Origin of the sequence: Rahnella victoriana (genome assembly GCF_021276285.1) — a bacterium.
Taxonomy (GTDB): domain Bacteria; phylum Pseudomonadota; class Gammaproteobacteria; order Enterobacterales; family Enterobacteriaceae; genus Rahnella; species Rahnella victoriana.
The window spans coordinates 522124-537650 of the sequence record NZ_CP089920.1 but is presented as its reverse complement, the minus strand read 5'-3'; the positions used below and the strand labels follow the sequence as shown (position 1 = coordinate 537650).

The following is a 15527-nucleotide window of genomic DNA, read 5'->3' as shown; positions in this document are numbered from 1 at the left end:
AGGGTCTGATTTAAAAAAGCGCCCGGCCAGACCGGGCGTAAATGATAATGAAAAACTAAGGGATTCTATGAATATCAATGCAATCGCGACTGAATTGCTTCCGCTGTTGGGCGGAAAGGACAATATTGCCAGCGCGGCACACTGTGCCACCCGTTTGCGGCTGGTGCTGGCGGACGACAGTCTGATCAACAAAAGTGCTATCGAACAGGTTGAAGGCGTTAAGGGCTGTTTCAGTAATGCCGGACAGATTCAGATCATTTTTGGTACGGGGCTGGTGAACAAGGTCTACGCCGAATTCATTAAAGTGGCCGGTATCAGCGAATCCAGTAAATCTGAAGCCGCGGATATTGCGGCGCAAAAGCTGAATCCGTTCCAGCGCATCGCCCGCGTGTTGTCGAATATTTTCGTGCCGATTATTCCTGCGATTGTGGCATCCGGCCTGCTGATGGGGCTGCTCGGCATGGTGAAAACCTACGGCTGGGCCAACCCGGAGAGCGCGATTTTTATCATGCTCGATATGTTCAGTTCAGCGGCGTTTATCATTCTGCCAATTCTGATTGGTTTCACCGCCGCGCGGGAATTTGGCGGCAACCCGTTCCTCGGTGCCACGCTGGGCGGCATCCTGACGCATCCGGCGCTGACTAACGCCTGGGGCGTTGCCAGCGGTTTCCACACCATGAATTTCTTTGGTCTTGAGATTGCGATGATCGGCTATCAGGGCACGGTATTTCCGGTGTTGCTGGCGGTGTGGTTCATGAGTTTCATCGAAAAACGCCTGCGTAAAGTGATCCCGGATGCCTTGGATCTGATCCTGACACCTTTCCTGACGGTGATTATTTCCGGTTTTATCGCTTTCCTGATCATCGGTCCGGCCGGACGCGCGCTCGGTGACGGTATCTCCTTCATTCTCAGCACCCTGATCACCCATGCAGGCTGGTTCGCAGGGCTGATATTTGGCGGATTGTATTCGGTGATCGTCATCACCGGTATTCACCACAGCTTCCATGCGATCGAAGCGGGTTTACTGGGTAACCCGAATATCGGCGTGAATTTCCTGCTGCCGATCTGGTCGATGGCCAACATCGCGCAGGGCGGTGCCTGTCTGGCGGTTTACTTCAAAACACGTGATGCGAAAATTAAAGCCATTGCGGTGCCTTCGGCGTTCTCCGCCATGCTGGGTATTACGGAAGCCGCAATCTTCGGGATCAACCTGCGCTTCATGAAGCCTTTTCTGGCGGCACTGGCAGGTGGTGCGCTCGGCGGTGCCTGGGTAGTGGCGATGCACGTCAATATGACGGCGGTCGGTCTGACCGGTATTCCGGGGCTGGCAATCGTGCAGGCCAGCTCTATTCTCAGCTACCTGATCGGTTTAGTGATTGCCTTCGGCAGCGCATTCCTGCTGTCATTGCTGCTGAAATACAACACGGAGAGTGAAAAATGACAGAAGTCAGTTTGCTGAAAAAAGCACTGCGCAGCGTGGTAGCCGGTCAGGTTAACGCGGCGGCAGACCCGTACCGCCCCGGCTGGCATCTCGCGCCGCCGGTCGGGCTGCTCAATGACCCGAATGGATTTATTCAGCATAACGGCCGTTTCCATTTGTTCTATCAATGGAACCCGCTGGCCTGCGCGCACGGCGCTAAATTCTGGGGACACTGGAGCACGGCGGATTTACTCCACTGGCAGCATGAGCCGCTGGCGCTGGCACCTTCAGAGGACTACGAAACCCACGGCTGTTATTCCGGCTCAGCCGTGACAGACAACGGCCAGCTCACGCTGATTTATACCGGTAACGTGAAATATCCCGATGGCAGTCGTACAGCATTTCAGTGTCTGGCGCGCGAAAATGCAGACGGCGAATTTGATAAAACCGGGCCGGTATTTAATCTGCCTGAAGGCTATACCGGACATGTGCGTGATCCGAAAGTCTGGCGGCATGAAAACCACTGGTACATGGTGCTGGGCGCTCAGGACCTGAGCCTTCAGGGCAAAGTGTTATTGCTGCGTTCTGACGATTTATCAGCCTGGGATCTTCTGGGCGAAATTGCCGGTTCAGGGTTACACGGGCTGGGCGAATTCGGCTACATGTGGGAATGCCCGGATTTATTCCGGCTGGCAGATAACGAGATTCTGATTTGCTGTCCGCAAGGTCTGGCAGCGGGATCTGACCGGTATCTGAATACGTTCCAGTCCGGTTATTTTGTCGGAAAACTGGATTACGACAATGCGACCCTTGAGCACGGCGAATTCACTGAGCTGGATCTGGGATTCGAATTTTATGCGCCGCAAACCACGCAAACGGATGACGGACGGCGTCTGCTGATGGGATGGATGGGTATCCCGGACGGCGATGAATTTTTCCAGCCGACGGTGAAAAACGGCTGGCTGCATACCATGACCTGCCCGCGCGAACTGACGCTGGTGGCGGGTAAAATCATGCAAAAACCGGCACGTGAACTGCAAAAGCTTCGTCGTGACCCGAAAGAATGGCAGGGGATTGCCGGCGATTGCCCTCCTCTGGACATCACAAAAGCCGAGACGGAAATTGTCACTGAACAGGCTTTCAGCGCGGATTTAGGTGGCGACATGACACTCAGCTTTGACGGCGAATGGCTGCGTTTAACGCGAAAAAACCGGCGTACTGGCTTGCCGGAACAGCGTATCTGGCGCGGCCCGTTGCACAAGCTGACGGTGTTAAGCGACGCATCAAGCCTTGAGATTTTTATTAATGACGGAGAAGCGGTAATGTCTTCACGCTATTTCCCTGTTTTACCGGCACAATTGAACTTGCAGGGTTCTCATCAGATTACGCTGCGCCACTGGTCGTTGGCGGAATGCGTGATAGAATAAATGTCTTTCCGGACAACAGAATATGGCGCAGTGAAAAAGACCAAACGCATCACTATCAGTGGCATAGCCGAACTGGCTGGCGTCTCCAAATCGACTGCCAGCCAGGTACTCAACGGACACAGCAAGAAATTTCGGATCTCCGATCTCACCCGGGATCGGGTACTCGCCGTGGCGGCTGAACATCATTATCAGCCCAGCATTCACGCCCGTTCGCTGAATGTCACCCGCAGTTTCACGCTGGGACTGGTGGTGCCGGAAATGACCAACTATGGCTTTGCCGTCTGCTCTAACGAACTTGAAACGCTGTGTCGTGAAAACGGCATGCAGTTGCTGATTGCCTGTACGGACGAAAACACCAGCCAGGAAACCATGGTGGTCAACAATCTCATTCAGCGTCAGGTCGACGGACTGATTGTCGCGTCCAGTATGCTCAATGATGCGGAATACGTAAAAATCAGCCAGCAATTACCTGTCGTCTTGTTCGACCGCCATATGCAGGACACGCAGTTACCTATTGTGGTGTGTGAAGCCATCGAATCCTCAGCAGAACTGGTCTCACGTATCGCTCAGACCCGGCGTGATGAGTTTTATTTTCTCGGCGGCCAGCCACGTATTTCTCCGACCCGGGATCGCCTCGCGGGCTATCAGCTTGGCCTGCAGCGGGCGGGTATCACTCTGAATCCCGACTGGGTGATGTACGGCAACTACCACCCGAGCTCCGGCTATGAAATTTTCGCGCAACTGTGCGCCCGACTCGGGCGTCCGCCCAAAGCACTTTTCGTGGCTTCCTGTGGCCTGATGGAAGGGGTTTTGCGCTATATGAGCCAGCATCAGTTGCTCGAGAGCGATATCCATCTGTGCAGTTTTGACGACCACTATCTGTACGATTCCCTGTCCGTGAAAATTGACACGGTTGCGCAGGACTGCGGAGAGCTGGCCATGCACTGCTTCAGCATGATCAGTGATCTGATGAACGACCAACCCATCGCACAAACCCAATGCTTTCTCACCCCAAAATTGCATTGGCGTTCCCAACACTTCTCGCAGAACAAATAAATATCAAATACGGCCGCCACAAGATGATGTGATACTTCTTTCGCATCATCTGACGGATTCCGCCTGCGCTGCCCCCGCGGGTCCTGCATGGGGCATAGCACGTTAATCATTTTGCCTCTGAACGGTAAATACCTGACTGATTTTCACACTTATAATTAACATCCGCGCATATAAATTAATATTCAGCATTAACTAAACTGGCCCGCTGTGACGGGTTTCAAAATACATAAAGGTGCCTTCCTGTATATTTATATGGTGAATGCTTTCAATTACCAATGCAGGTAATCGTAATGAATAAAAAATATAAATTGCATGAATTTCTTGATGTAAAAAGACTTCAAACCCTCCAGGATAATTTCAGTAAATCGATGATGATTGCCTTAGTGGTGGTCGATCACGATGGCGTGCCGGTGACACAGGCCAGCGGGTTTTCCGATTTCTGCGCCCGCTCACGGCTTAACGCATCGCTGGCAACGCATTGTTATGAAAGTGATAATGCCGGGGGCCGCGCCGCCATGGAGGCGGGAAAGCCGGTGGTTTACCGCTGTTACTGCGGCTTTGTGGAATTCGCCGTGCCGATCATGATCAACGATCATTATCTGGGCGCGTTTATTTCCGGGCAGGTAAAAGTCGAGGAAGAAAAAGAGCGCACCATTCCTTATATTCTCGATAACAACGAAATATGGAAAGAAAACGAATGGCTGATCGATTTACATCATGATGCCAAACGCATGCCTTACGATCGTTTTGAATCGACCGCCTCCACCTTATTGCATGTTTCGTCTTATCTGGTGGAACAGGCGCATACCAATAATATTCAGCGGGAACTGCACAGAAAAGATCTCGAACTCACCGATGAATTGCGCAAAAGAGTGGAAATAGAACGTTCATTGCATGAGGCGGAATTTAAAGCCCTGTCTTATCAGATTAACCCGCACTTTTTATTTAATGTCTTAAATACCATCGGCCGTCTGGCCTATCTGGAAGATGCCCAACGCACGGAAACCATGGTGCATGATTTCTCCGATATGATGCGTTATTTACTGCGTAAAAATAATCATGGGCTGATTACGCTGAGCCATGAAATTAATTATGTCACCAGTTATATGTCCATCCAGAAAGTCAGAATGAATGACCGGTTCGATTATCAGTGCGACATTCCCGAAAAGTATTTTGATGTCGTCTGCCCGTTTCTGATTTTGCAGCCGCTGGTGGAGAACTTTTTCAACTACGTCGTAGAGCCGCGCGACACGCCCAGCCTGCTGCGCATCTGCGCCACGGACGACGGGCACGATGTCATTCTGGAGGTAACCGACAACGGCGACGGCATTTCTCAGGCCGACATTGCCAGTATTTTATCCGGTGACGAAAACCGTCAGAAAGGCGGTATCGGCATTAATAATATAAAAAACCGGCTTCAGCTGTTATTTGGGGAAAGCTATGGCCTGGATATTTCCAGCGCCCATCAGCCACGAATGGGCACCACCATCACCCTGAAATTCCCGATGCTGCAAGCCTGAAAAACGGAGATCTGAGCATGTACAATATTGTGATTGTTGAAGACGAACTCATTGAATCTGAATCTTTACGGCGGATTGTCTCTCAGTATGTCGATAATTCTGTGGTACATGAAGCCAATACCGGGAAAAAAGCCATCCAGCTGATCGACAATCTCGATCAAATCGACATGATGTTTGTCGATATTAATATTCCGCTGCCTAACGGCAATCAGGTGATTGAATATCTGCGCCGTAAAAGCACCAGCACCAAAGTGATTGTCACCACCGCCAATGACGATTTTGATATCGTGCGCAGCATGCTCAATCTGAAAGTGGATGATTATCTGCTCAAACCGGTGAAGAAAAGTACCCTGACCGACGCCATCAGGAAAACCCTCGATGTCAGCGACGTGGATATCGCCGCGTCACGCGCACTGAAACAGAACGTCGATACGATGATCGGGCAGTGCGACTATCCTCAGTGGCACAGGTTTCTGTTTGACGCCCTGGATGACGCCTGCGCCAGCGGCCGGTGCGAATTACTGACCGATGTGCTCGGCATCGTGCATCAGCATCTTCTGGCAACGGGGGAAAAAGGTCAGCCCGCCGCGCAAAAATTGACGGCGCTGATGCAGGAGATCAGCCAGTCCGGCGTTTCTGCCCGCTCCTATTACCGCATTATGTCTGCCCTGCTGAGCATCAGCGAAACCCTGTTAGACCATGCGCTGAAACACTTCAGCGGCACGATGAGTTTTATCGACCGCGCCCGCTTCCACATTGAGAAAAACATCCTCCATAATCTGACCCTCGACGAGATTGCTGCGCGATCTTTCGTCAGTTCCTGTTATCTCAGCCGGGCGTTTAAGAAAATGACCGGTGCCGGTTTCTCAAACTACATTGCCAGCCGCAAGTTAAGCGTTGCCAAATCGCTGTTGCAGTTCAGTGACCTGAAAATCAACACCATCGCGCTGGAATTGTCCTGGCAGGACGCCAACTATTTCTGCCGGATCTTTAAAAAAGAGACCGGCATGGCGCCGTCGGATTACCGCAAAATCGTCGCGCCGGAAACCTGTTAAACCGCCGGCAGGTTAATTTTGTGCGCCGCCGTCGCGCGAGGGCAAAAAAGTCCACCCTGCCCGCAAGATAATGTACGCCGCTTTCACCGGTCGCCCCCTACCATGGGGGAACCTTTGAACAATGTGGCACAGCTTTGGACGATATCCTTTTTACCTCTGAATCGGTTGCAGCCGGGCATCCGGACAAAATGGCCGACCAGATAGCGGATGCCATTCTGGATGCCTGTCTTTTGCAGGATCCGCAGGCCAGAGTGGCCTGTGAATGTCTGGTCAAAACCGGCATTGTCATTGTGGCGGGCGAAATCAGCACCACCGCCAGCGTCGATATCGAATCTGTTGTCCGCCAGACCGTGCGGGAAATCGGCTATGACCATTCACGGCTGGGGTTTGATGGCGCGACCTGTGGCGTACTCAATATGCTGGGCAAACAGTCTGCCGATATTGCACAAGGCATTGGCGGCGCGGATCCTGAATCGTTGGGCGCGGGCGATCAGGGCATCACGTTCGGATATGCCTGCAACGAAACGCCGGAATACCTGCCCGCCACGCTGGTGTATGCGCACCGGCTGATGATGCGTCAGGCCGCGTTACGCCAGTCAGGACAGCTTCCCTTCCTGCGTCCTGACGCCAAAAGTCAGGTCACATTACGCTATCGCCAGCATCAGGTGATCGCCGCTGATACGTTGGTCATTTCCACACAGCATTGCCCGGAGATTTCCCTTACCGACCTGCGCGAAGCGGTGCTGGAAGAGATCATCAAACCGGTTATGCCTGCCCGCTGGATCACGCCGCAAACCCGCTTTCTGATTAACCCCGCCGAACGCTTTGTCACCGGCGGTCCGGCAGCCGATTGCGGCCTGACCGGCAGAAAAATCATCGTGGATACCTACGGCGGCGCAGCACGTCACGGCGGCGGTGCCTTTTCAGGTAAAGACCCGTCGAAAGTGGATCGCTCTGCGGCTTATGCGGCGCGTTATGTGGCGAAAAACATCGTCGCAGCCGGACTGGCGGAACGCTGTGAGGTCCAGTTCGCCTGGGCCATCGGCCTGCCCCGTCCGGTTGCCATCCGTATTGATACCTTCGGCAGCAGTCCGCTGACAGAGCAACAACTTGTACAGCGGGTTAACCGTCATTTTGATCTCAGCGTCGGCGGGATTATCGCCATGCTGGATTTACTTGTTCCCCGTTATCGTCAGACCGCCTGTTACGGCCACTTTGGACGTGACATGTTCCCGTGGGAAAAAACCGACAAAGCCCCGGCACTGCGCGATAACACCTAAACAGTGCACGACGCACTTCACCATGAATCTGATAACAGGAGCGACTTATGCCCGGACAAAGTTTGGGATTAATAGAAACCGTCGGTCTGGCCGCGGCGGTGGAAGCCGCAGACGCTGCGATGAAATCCGCACATGTCACGCTGGTCGGCTATGAACTGACGCAGGGCGGCGGCATGGTCACCGTCAAACTGGAAGGCGAAGTCGGTGCCATCAACGCCGCCGTCGCGGCAGGTGTGCTGGCCGCCAGCAAGGTCAGTACCGTGGTGGCACACAAGGTGATTGCCCGCACCGCGCAATACATCGAAAGCATGATTTATTCCGCAGACACGACAGGCCTCACCCCTGCGGAACCTGAGATTACGCCGCAGGAAAATCCGCACACCATCCCGGTGGTGAATGTGGAAGAAACACCGGATGTCTCCACATGTATGGATTTTCCTGAAGCCGCGAAACAGGAAGATGTACCGCCGGCTAGGGAGAACAAAAAACCAAAGCCCCGTGGCGCTAACCGTCGAAAATAAGCGTAACCCGCACCATAAAAAACGGCGATGCACAGGCACCGCCGTTTTTTATTGGTTGAAAGAAAGCTACGGTTTGGCGACCTCCGCCACCGGCGCACTGCCCGGCAGGTTTTTACCGATACACAGGCGATACACCGCCGCCCCCAGACAGGCACCGATCACCGGCGCAATAACCGGGATCAGGAAGTAAGGAATGTCGCGGCCACCGGTCATGGCGATGTCGCCCCAGCCGGCAAAGAAGGTGAATAATTTCGGGCCAAAATCACGCGCCGGATTCATGGCAAACCCGGTCAGCGGGCCGGTCGAGGCACCGAGAACCGCCACCAGAATGCCGATCAATAAGGGGCCAAGCGGGCCACGCGGCACGCCGTTACCGTCGTCGGTCAGCGCCATGATCAGCCCCATCAGAATCGACGTGATAACAATTTCAATAAATGCCGCCTGCCACACGCTGATCGCGGATGACGGATAGGTACTGAAAATGCTGGCCAGTTGCAGGCTTTCCGCACTGCCGCGCACCATGTGGTTGGCGGTTTCAAAATTGATAAACAGGTTGTGGTAGAACATGTACGCCAGCAGCGCGCCGCCGAATGCACCCGCCACCTGCGCAATAATGTAAGGCACCACCTTGCGCGCGGGGAAACGGGCGAACAGCCACAAGGCGATGGTGATCGCCGGGTTCAGATGTGCGCCGGAAATCCCGGCGGTGAGATAAACAGCCAGCGAGATCCCCAGCCCCCAGACAATGCAGATTTCCCACAGGCCGAAACTAGCTCCGGCCACTTTCACTGCACAGAGACAACTGATGCCGAAAAACAAAAATAAGCCGGTACCGAGAAATTCTGCAATGCACTGCGTCTTTACTGAATCATGCATACAACGACCCTTTTGTGATTATTGTTATACGAGGCTGGATGTCCTGACCGGAAACTCAGCCGCCGATATGGCAATGAAAACCTGATGACTCGACTTCTTTTTTTAATATTTCCATTTTTGATTCCGCAATACTTTCTGCCTCACCCATCGGATAAATACGCCCGAGCAGGCCATATTTATTTTCACCAAAAGCGTGATAAGGCAATAAATGCAGGGTGTCGACATTGGACATCAGCCGCGCAAATTCCGCGATATGGTGAATTTCTTCCGTATTATCGTTAACGCCGGGGATCACGGGAATACGCACAATCACTTTGGTCAGAAACGAAATACGCAATAAATTTTCCAGGATCAGGCTGTTATCCACCCCGGTATTGGCGAAATGCACCGCCGGATTGACCGCCTTGATATCCGTCAGCGCCAGATCGACATAAGGGAACACATCCGCAATCACCTCAGGCGTGGTGAAGCCGGTGGTTTCCATTGCGGTATGCCAGCCTTTCTCCTTACAGGCTTTCAGCAGTTCACGGGCGAACACCGGCTGGGCCAGCGGTTCCCCGCCGGAAAGCGTGATGCCGCCACCGGAACGCCGGTACAGGTTTTCTTCTTTTTGTAATTCGCGCATGACTTCCGCCACCGTCATGCGTTTGCCTTTCATTTCCAGCGCCTGCGTCGGGCACACCTGCGTACATTCGCCGCACTGAATACACCGCTCGCGATCTATAAAGAACGCGTTGCTGACCGATAATGCCTGGTGTTTACACACCTCAAGACATTTACCGCAACGAATACACTCACTTTTCTTAAACAATAATTCCGGCTGCGGACGTTGCGATTCCGGATTACTGCACCATTTGCATGATAGCGGGCAGCCTTTAAAAAAAGGAATGGTGCGGATCCCCGGTCCGTCGTGCAAAGAATAGCGCTGGATATTAAACAGCACGCCTTCAGTTTGGTAATCGACTTTATTCATACTTGACCCGCCATCCGCGCCACAGGTTATTTAAAAAACGGGCTATGTATTGCTACATAGCCCGTGAAGGTTGCTGATCAGAATTGTTGTTCTGTCCGGCTGATAATGTCGTCCTGCACTTCTTTCGCCAGCACCACAAACTGCGCACTGTAACCGGCGACGCGCACGACCAGATCCTGATGTTGCTGAGGATTGTTCTGCGCTTCGATCAGCGTTTTGCGGTCGATGACATTGAACTGGACATGCATCCCTTTCTTATCAAAGTAGTTACGCACCAGACCGCTGAAATGACGCAGCCCCTGTTCTCCGGCCAGTGAAGACGGCAGGAATTTCTGGTTGTAGAGTGTGCCGTTGGAGGCAATAAAGTGATCGAGTTTGGCCACCGAGTTAGCTGCCGCCGTTGGCCCCTGCGTATCCTTGCCCTGACGCGGCGATACCCCGTCGGCCAGCGGTTCTTTCGCCATGCGACCGTCCGGCAGTGCAGCCACGTCTTTACCAAACAGCACGTTGGCCGATACCGGATAGATCCCGGCCTGGAACTGACCGCCGCGCGGGTTGGTGTATTTTTCGACTTCCTGGCAGTAAATCAGCGCGCACTGACGCGCCACCAGATCCACTTCGTCGAGGTCATTACCAAAGCACGGTGAGTTTTCCAGAATGTGGCGGATCTCTTCGAAACGGGAGTTATTCCCTGCCGGAGCCGCAGAGTTACCGCTGGCCAACTGACGGTACACTTCATTTTTGATGGCGGCCGGATCCAGAGAACCATGCTGTTCGATGATGCGTTTCACCATCTCATGAATTTCCTGTTCTCCCAGCGATGACTTGCCGCCTGCCGCGTGAGGTGCGCTGCCAATGGCATGACCGAAGTTGGCGTCCAGCGCGCTTTTCAGTTCAGTGAGAGACAGTTTGCGATCTTCAAACACTTGTTTCTGGATGGCGTAAACGGAATCCCCGGTGTCAGCAATACCAAAGGCCTGCGGGCCAGTGAAGTTGTAGATCGCGCCGCCTTCCTGTAACGATTTACCGCGACCGATACAGTCATCCACCAGCGCGGAAAGGAACGGTAACGGGCAACGTTCGCCGTGGGCGATATCGACACTGTTACAGGCTTCCACCAGCTGATGAACAAAATGCGCCATCTGTTTTTTGAAGGCCGCAAAGAAATCATCAATGCTGGCGTATCCGGTCATTTCGCCGGTCACCGGCCCTAACTGTTTGTTGCCCGCGCGGCCATTGTTAAGGGTGATTTCCAGCACTTTCGCCACGTTGAAGAAAGCAGCATCGTGCCAGCCTTCCGTACGGTGCGGGGCCTGAGGTTCCACGCAGCCGATGATGCAGTAATCACGGGCGTCGTGCAGCGAGACGCCACGGTTTTGCAACGCCGGAATAATCACTTCGTCGTTGTACATCGCCGGAACGCCCAGCCCCATACGCACCAGTTCACAGGCGCGGAACAGGAATTCATCCGGTGTGCCCTGCCAGACGCGGATGGAGAATGACGGCTGCGGCAGGCGCACATGCGCGGTGGCTTCCATGCACATATAGGTCAGCGGGTTGGTGGCATCGCGGCCATCTTCGGTCTGACCGCCGACGCACAGGTTCTGGAACACCGCGTAACCGGCAAACGCCTGCGCGGAGATTTCATCGCGGGTTTTGTTGATGTCGTTAAGCTTGATCCAGCAGCAGTCCACCAGTTCCTGAGCAAACTCCTGAGAAATGCCGGTATCGGCGGCCAGATACGGATACATGTACTGGTCGAAACGCCCCGGTGAAATAGAGTGACCGCTGGATTCAATCTGCAACATGCTTTGCAGGAACCAGAAGGTCTGACAGGCTTCCCAGAAGGTGCTGGCACCGTTTTCCGGCACACGGTGACAGTTTTGGGCAATCTGTTCCAGCTCGCGTTTACGCACCGGATTGCTTTCCAGCTGCGCCAGCCGCGTGGCTTCCTGCGCGTAGCGGTGGGCAAAGTTGATGGCCGCCTGGCAGCTGATAATCACGGCGTTATAGAATTGCTCTTTTTTAATATATCCCGGCTCTGAACGATCCAGATTGTCCAGTTCGTGCGTCACCAGATTAATAATGCCGCGAAAACCGATTTTCAGGATTTTGCCGTAATCCACACTGACATGCCCGACACCGCCATAGAAATAGTTGCCGACGGTAAACACGCCGCTGGCCATACTTTCTTTGGTGCCTTCTGACATATAAGACGCCGCCAGCGAACTGGTGGTTTTACCCGGCCAGTATTTAAACGCTTCGTGCAGATCGTCAGCGGTTTTTTTTGCGATAATAAACGGGTCCGCCACCCGGTGTTCCATGGTATTAAATTCTTTTTCGACCCAGTCGTAAGAGAATTCAGGGCATATTTCGGTGGAGCGCGGATTAATGGTCACGGCACCGACAATCAGTTCGTCAGGACGAATGGTGACCGGCAGCTCATTAAATATTTTTTCGACCACGCGCGCCCGGCGCATAATAGCGGGCAGTTGTTCGTTTTCTTTATAAGCCTGCGTCGCTAATACTGCGCGCTCAGATTCCACATAAGGTTTCGCATGCAGGATCATATTTTTGAGTCTTACAACACGTTCGGTCGGATTAGAAAAGCCTTTCTCTAACATAGAATAACTCCCGAAATTTATGATTTCACCTTGCGGCAGTAATCGTTTTATCTGCGGATAATCAGAAAGCGCTATTATTATTGTCGTCTTCTATTATTCGCATGGCTTCATTCACGGCGGCAACTTCGCCAAATATGGCCAGCGTCGTGATATGTTGCGGACAACTGCCGAATATTTCCGAGACCACCACATTGGCACTTTTACTGGCGGCATCGGCATAGAAATAGAGATCCGGCACCGGCAACATAATCATGCCAATGGCATCGATACGGATAAGATCAAGCCGTGAACGGAATTCCCCGGGCATCCTGCGTTTTATCATTGCCACGATGTCCGGCGTTGGTGCGTTAATGATGCGTTTTTTCATCGCCGCCCCTTATCTGACGTTAAGGGCCTCGACCATCACGCAGCGACGGATTCTGGCGAATGAACGCGCCGACGTCAGCCCTTCTCCGGTCGGTCCGGCGATGGTGAACGTGGCATGCCCTTCGCCGCCGACACCCAGTCCGGCATAGGAAGGCCCGTTTTTCACGAAAATCGTGGTCTGGATCTGGCGCGCCATCTTGGTGAGTTTTTCGACATTGGTGGAATGCATGATGGCGGTATGCCGGTTGCCATGCTCGACCTGCACCGCCAGCTCAATGGCTTCATCCACGTTATCGACCCGGACGATCGGCAGCACCGGCATCATCAGTTCATGCACCACAAACGGATGATTTTTCTCGGTTTCCACCAGGATCACTTTGGTGTCTTCCGGCGCACTGATACCCAGTTGTTGCAGGATGTAGCGCGCGTCTTTGCCGACAAACGCCGTGTCCGGCCCGCTGCCTTTTTCGTTCAGTATCAGCGATTCCAGCTGGCGAAGAAGGGCTTTGTCACACAGCAGATAACCGCCGCTTTTCTTCATGCAATGGATCAGATAATCCGCCACCTGATTGACGACGATCACTTCTTTTTCCGCCACACACGGCAGGTTGTTATCGAAACTGCATCCGCGAATGATGTCGCGGGCGGCCTTTTCGATATCAGCGGTTTCGTCCACCACCGCAGGCGGATTGCCCGCCCCCGCGCCAATGGCTTTTTTGCCGGAGGACATCACCGTTTTCACAATCGCCGGACCGCCGGTCGCCACCAGCATATTGATGCGCGGGTCATTAATCAGGGCACTGGTGTTGTCGATGGAAGGCTGAGTCACCGTGACGACCAGATTGGCCGGTGCGCCCAGGCTGGCAAGCTTTTGGTTGATCAGTTCCACGCAATATAAAGAGACCTTGCGTGAGCGCGGATGCGGGCTGAACACCACGGAATTTCCCGCCGCCAGCATACCGATGCTGTTGTTAATGATGGTTTCCGTCGGATTGGTGGTCGGCGTAATCGAGCCAATCACGCCGTAAGCTGAAAACTCGGTCAGCGTCAGGCCACTGTCGCCGCTCAGCGCACCGGTGATCAGATCTTCCAGCCCCGGTGTTTTCTGCGCCGCCACGCGGTTTTTAGTCAGCTTGTCGGCATAATTGCCCATACCGGTTTCTTCCACCGCCATGCGGGAAATATCCTCTAATACACTGTTCTGTAAGAAAACTTCTCGGATGCCCTGAACAAAGGCCGCCCGATCCTGCATGGAACAGTGGCGATACTGCACCTGCGCCAGCACCGCGGCAGCGATCGCCTCGTCCATCGAGGCAAATGCACCGTTACCCGCGTCACAGGCCGGAGACTGCACCGCGATGGCCGGGGTCTGACGGGGCGTCTGTGCCAGCGCCCTGGCGACAATGGCGTCGAGAGAAACGCTGAGCGGCCCCTGAGGTTCCACCGGTACAGGCTGCGGCGCGTTTCCGGCAACCGGCTGCGGTGTGGTTTTGCTAAACCGGCTCAGCACGTTGGAGACCGCCTGAGCAATTTCAATATCATTCATGCTGTTAATTCCTTACTTCACATCGCTTCGCAAGGTTAACCATCAAATATAAGGTTTGGTGGTGGAGCTGATGGGTGCCGGATCCAACGTGGCAAGCAGTTGCAGCCCCACTTCACGCGCCGCGATCACCGCCTGACGCACCGCACCGGAATCACCGGCAAAGGTGAAAATAACTTCGTTACTGAAGCTGGTGCCTTTCGACGGACTGGCGTACCCCACCGGCTCGATCACTGCCGATTTCGCCGCCACATCGGCAATCACCACGCCGATAGCTGCGGGGGAGGCGCAGGTCATGCCGAAGGCTTTACCGACCGGCGCACCGAAGGCTTTATTCAGCGCAAAGCTGGCGCGGGCGGTGTACTGGAATTCAAGATGCCCGGCCGGGGAGCCGTAAACATCGCCCATGGTGCGTTCAATTTCAGACAGCGCCACTTCAATGGCACGGCGGACGTCGGACACATCAGAAGCACCGAAAATAATTAAACATCCGTGTCCGCCGCCGCCTTCCGTATCACGCGCCAGTTCCACCGATAATATTTCGCTGTTGGTGGCTTTCACCGCTTCATCGGCCGCAAATATATGCGGACCCGCACCGGTGCGCGCCCCAAGAATACCGATAGAGCGATATTTCTTGTCGATATTCATGACGTCATGTAATTGATGATCGACATTGGCAATAACCAGACCAATAGTATGTCCGAGGGCGGTGCCGACAAATTCGGTTAAACCACAACCGGTAATACTGGCGGCTTTTTTATCCCTGGCATGTTCACCGGTCTGCTTATTCACTACTTCAGATATAATCTGCTCAACAAGATTATCTCTCATGGTCAGTATCCTCCGGGTTTATTGACCGACCGTTA

General features: G+C 53.7%; 13 protein-coding genes. 7 read left to right on the top strand and 6 right to left on the bottom strand.

All coding sequences use genetic code 11. From position 1 onward, the window contains the following. Positions 1 to 67: 67 nt before the first annotated feature. The 7 genes from J9880_RS23780 (at position 68) to J9880_RS23750 (ending at position 8279) form a co-directional block, all read left to right on the top strand. Entirely contained in the window at positions 68 to 1441 is a 1374-nt protein-coding gene (locus tag J9880_RS23780; RefSeq protein ID WP_095925491.1) for a sucrose-specific PTS transporter subunit IIBC, read from the top strand. Further along, positions 1438 to 2847, top strand: coding sequence for a sucrose-6-phosphate hydrolase (locus tag J9880_RS23775; RefSeq protein WP_095925490.1), 1410 nt, complete (start codon positions 1438 to 1440; stop codon positions 2845 to 2847). Before J9880_RS23780 ends, J9880_RS23775 begins: the two co-directional genes overlap by 4 nt. Next, on the top strand, positions 2848 to 3903 hold the full coding sequence (locus J9880_RS23770; protein WP_232770593.1) for a LacI family DNA-binding transcriptional regulator: 1056 nt from the start codon (positions 2848 to 2850) through the stop codon (positions 3901 to 3903). Positions 3904 to 4193: 290 nt separating this feature from the next. Beyond that, on the top strand, positions 4194 to 5423 hold the full coding sequence (locus J9880_RS23765) for a sensor histidine kinase (protein WP_232770591.1): 1230 nt from the start codon (positions 4194 to 4196) through the stop codon (positions 5421 to 5423). Positions 5424 to 5440: 17 nt separating this feature from the next. Further along, the gene (locus J9880_RS23760) at positions 5441 to 6478 is read left to right on the top strand and encodes a helix-turn-helix domain-containing protein (protein WP_232770590.1); all 1038 of its coding nucleotides are present in this window, start codon (positions 5441 to 5443) and stop codon (positions 6476 to 6478) included. Positions 6479 to 6612: 134 nt separating this feature from the next. Further along, positions 6613 to 7758, top strand: coding sequence for a methionine adenosyltransferase (metK, locus tag J9880_RS23755; RefSeq protein WP_232770589.1), 1146 nt, complete (start codon positions 6613 to 6615; stop codon positions 7756 to 7758). 47 nt (positions 7759 to 7805) lie between these two features. Beyond that, the gene (locus tag J9880_RS23750; RefSeq protein WP_095925485.1) at positions 7806 to 8279 is read left to right on the top strand and encodes a BMC domain-containing protein; all 474 of its coding nucleotides are present in this window, start codon (positions 7806 to 7808) and stop codon (positions 8277 to 8279) included. A gap of 66 nt (positions 8280 to 8345) precedes the next feature. Here J9880_RS23750 and pduF read toward each other — a convergent pair whose 3' ends face one another. The 6 genes from pduF to pduB all read right to left on the bottom strand — a co-directional run bounded on the left by pduF (position 8346) and on the right by pduB (position 15492). Continuing rightward, the gene (pduF, locus tag J9880_RS23745; RefSeq protein ID WP_232770588.1) at positions 8346 to 9155 is read right to left on the bottom strand and encodes a propanediol diffusion facilitator PduF; all 810 of its coding nucleotides are present in this window, start codon (positions 9153 to 9155) and stop codon (positions 8346 to 8348) included. 55 nt (positions 9156 to 9210) lie between these two features. Then, entirely contained in the window at positions 9211 to 10128 is a 918-nt protein-coding gene (locus tag J9880_RS23740; protein ID WP_095925483.1) for a glycyl-radical enzyme activating protein, read from the bottom strand. Between the two features lie 77 nt (positions 10129 to 10205). Beyond that, positions 10206 to 12752 carry a glycyl radical protein gene (gene grpM, locus J9880_RS23735; RefSeq protein WP_232770586.1) on the bottom strand — a complete coding sequence of 849 codons (2547 nt, stop codon included), beginning with the start codon at positions 12750 to 12752 and terminating at the stop codon, positions 10206 to 10208. Positions 12753 to 12813: 61 nt separating this feature from the next. Continuing rightward, on the bottom strand, positions 12814 to 13119 hold the full coding sequence (locus J9880_RS23730) for a BMC domain-containing protein (protein ID WP_112289093.1): 306 nt from the start codon (positions 13117 to 13119) through the stop codon (positions 12814 to 12816). Positions 13120 to 13128: 9 nt separating this feature from the next. Next, on the bottom strand, positions 13129 to 14664 hold the full coding sequence (locus J9880_RS23725; protein ID WP_131693562.1) for an aldehyde dehydrogenase family protein: 1536 nt from the start codon (positions 14662 to 14664) through the stop codon (positions 13129 to 13131). A 42-nt stretch (positions 14665 to 14706) separates the two neighbouring features. Beyond that, positions 14707 to 15492, bottom strand: coding sequence for a propanediol utilization microcompartment protein PduB (gene pduB, locus J9880_RS23720; protein WP_131693563.1), 786 nt, complete (start codon positions 15490 to 15492; stop codon positions 14707 to 14709). Positions 15493 to 15527: the final 35 nt, after the last annotated feature.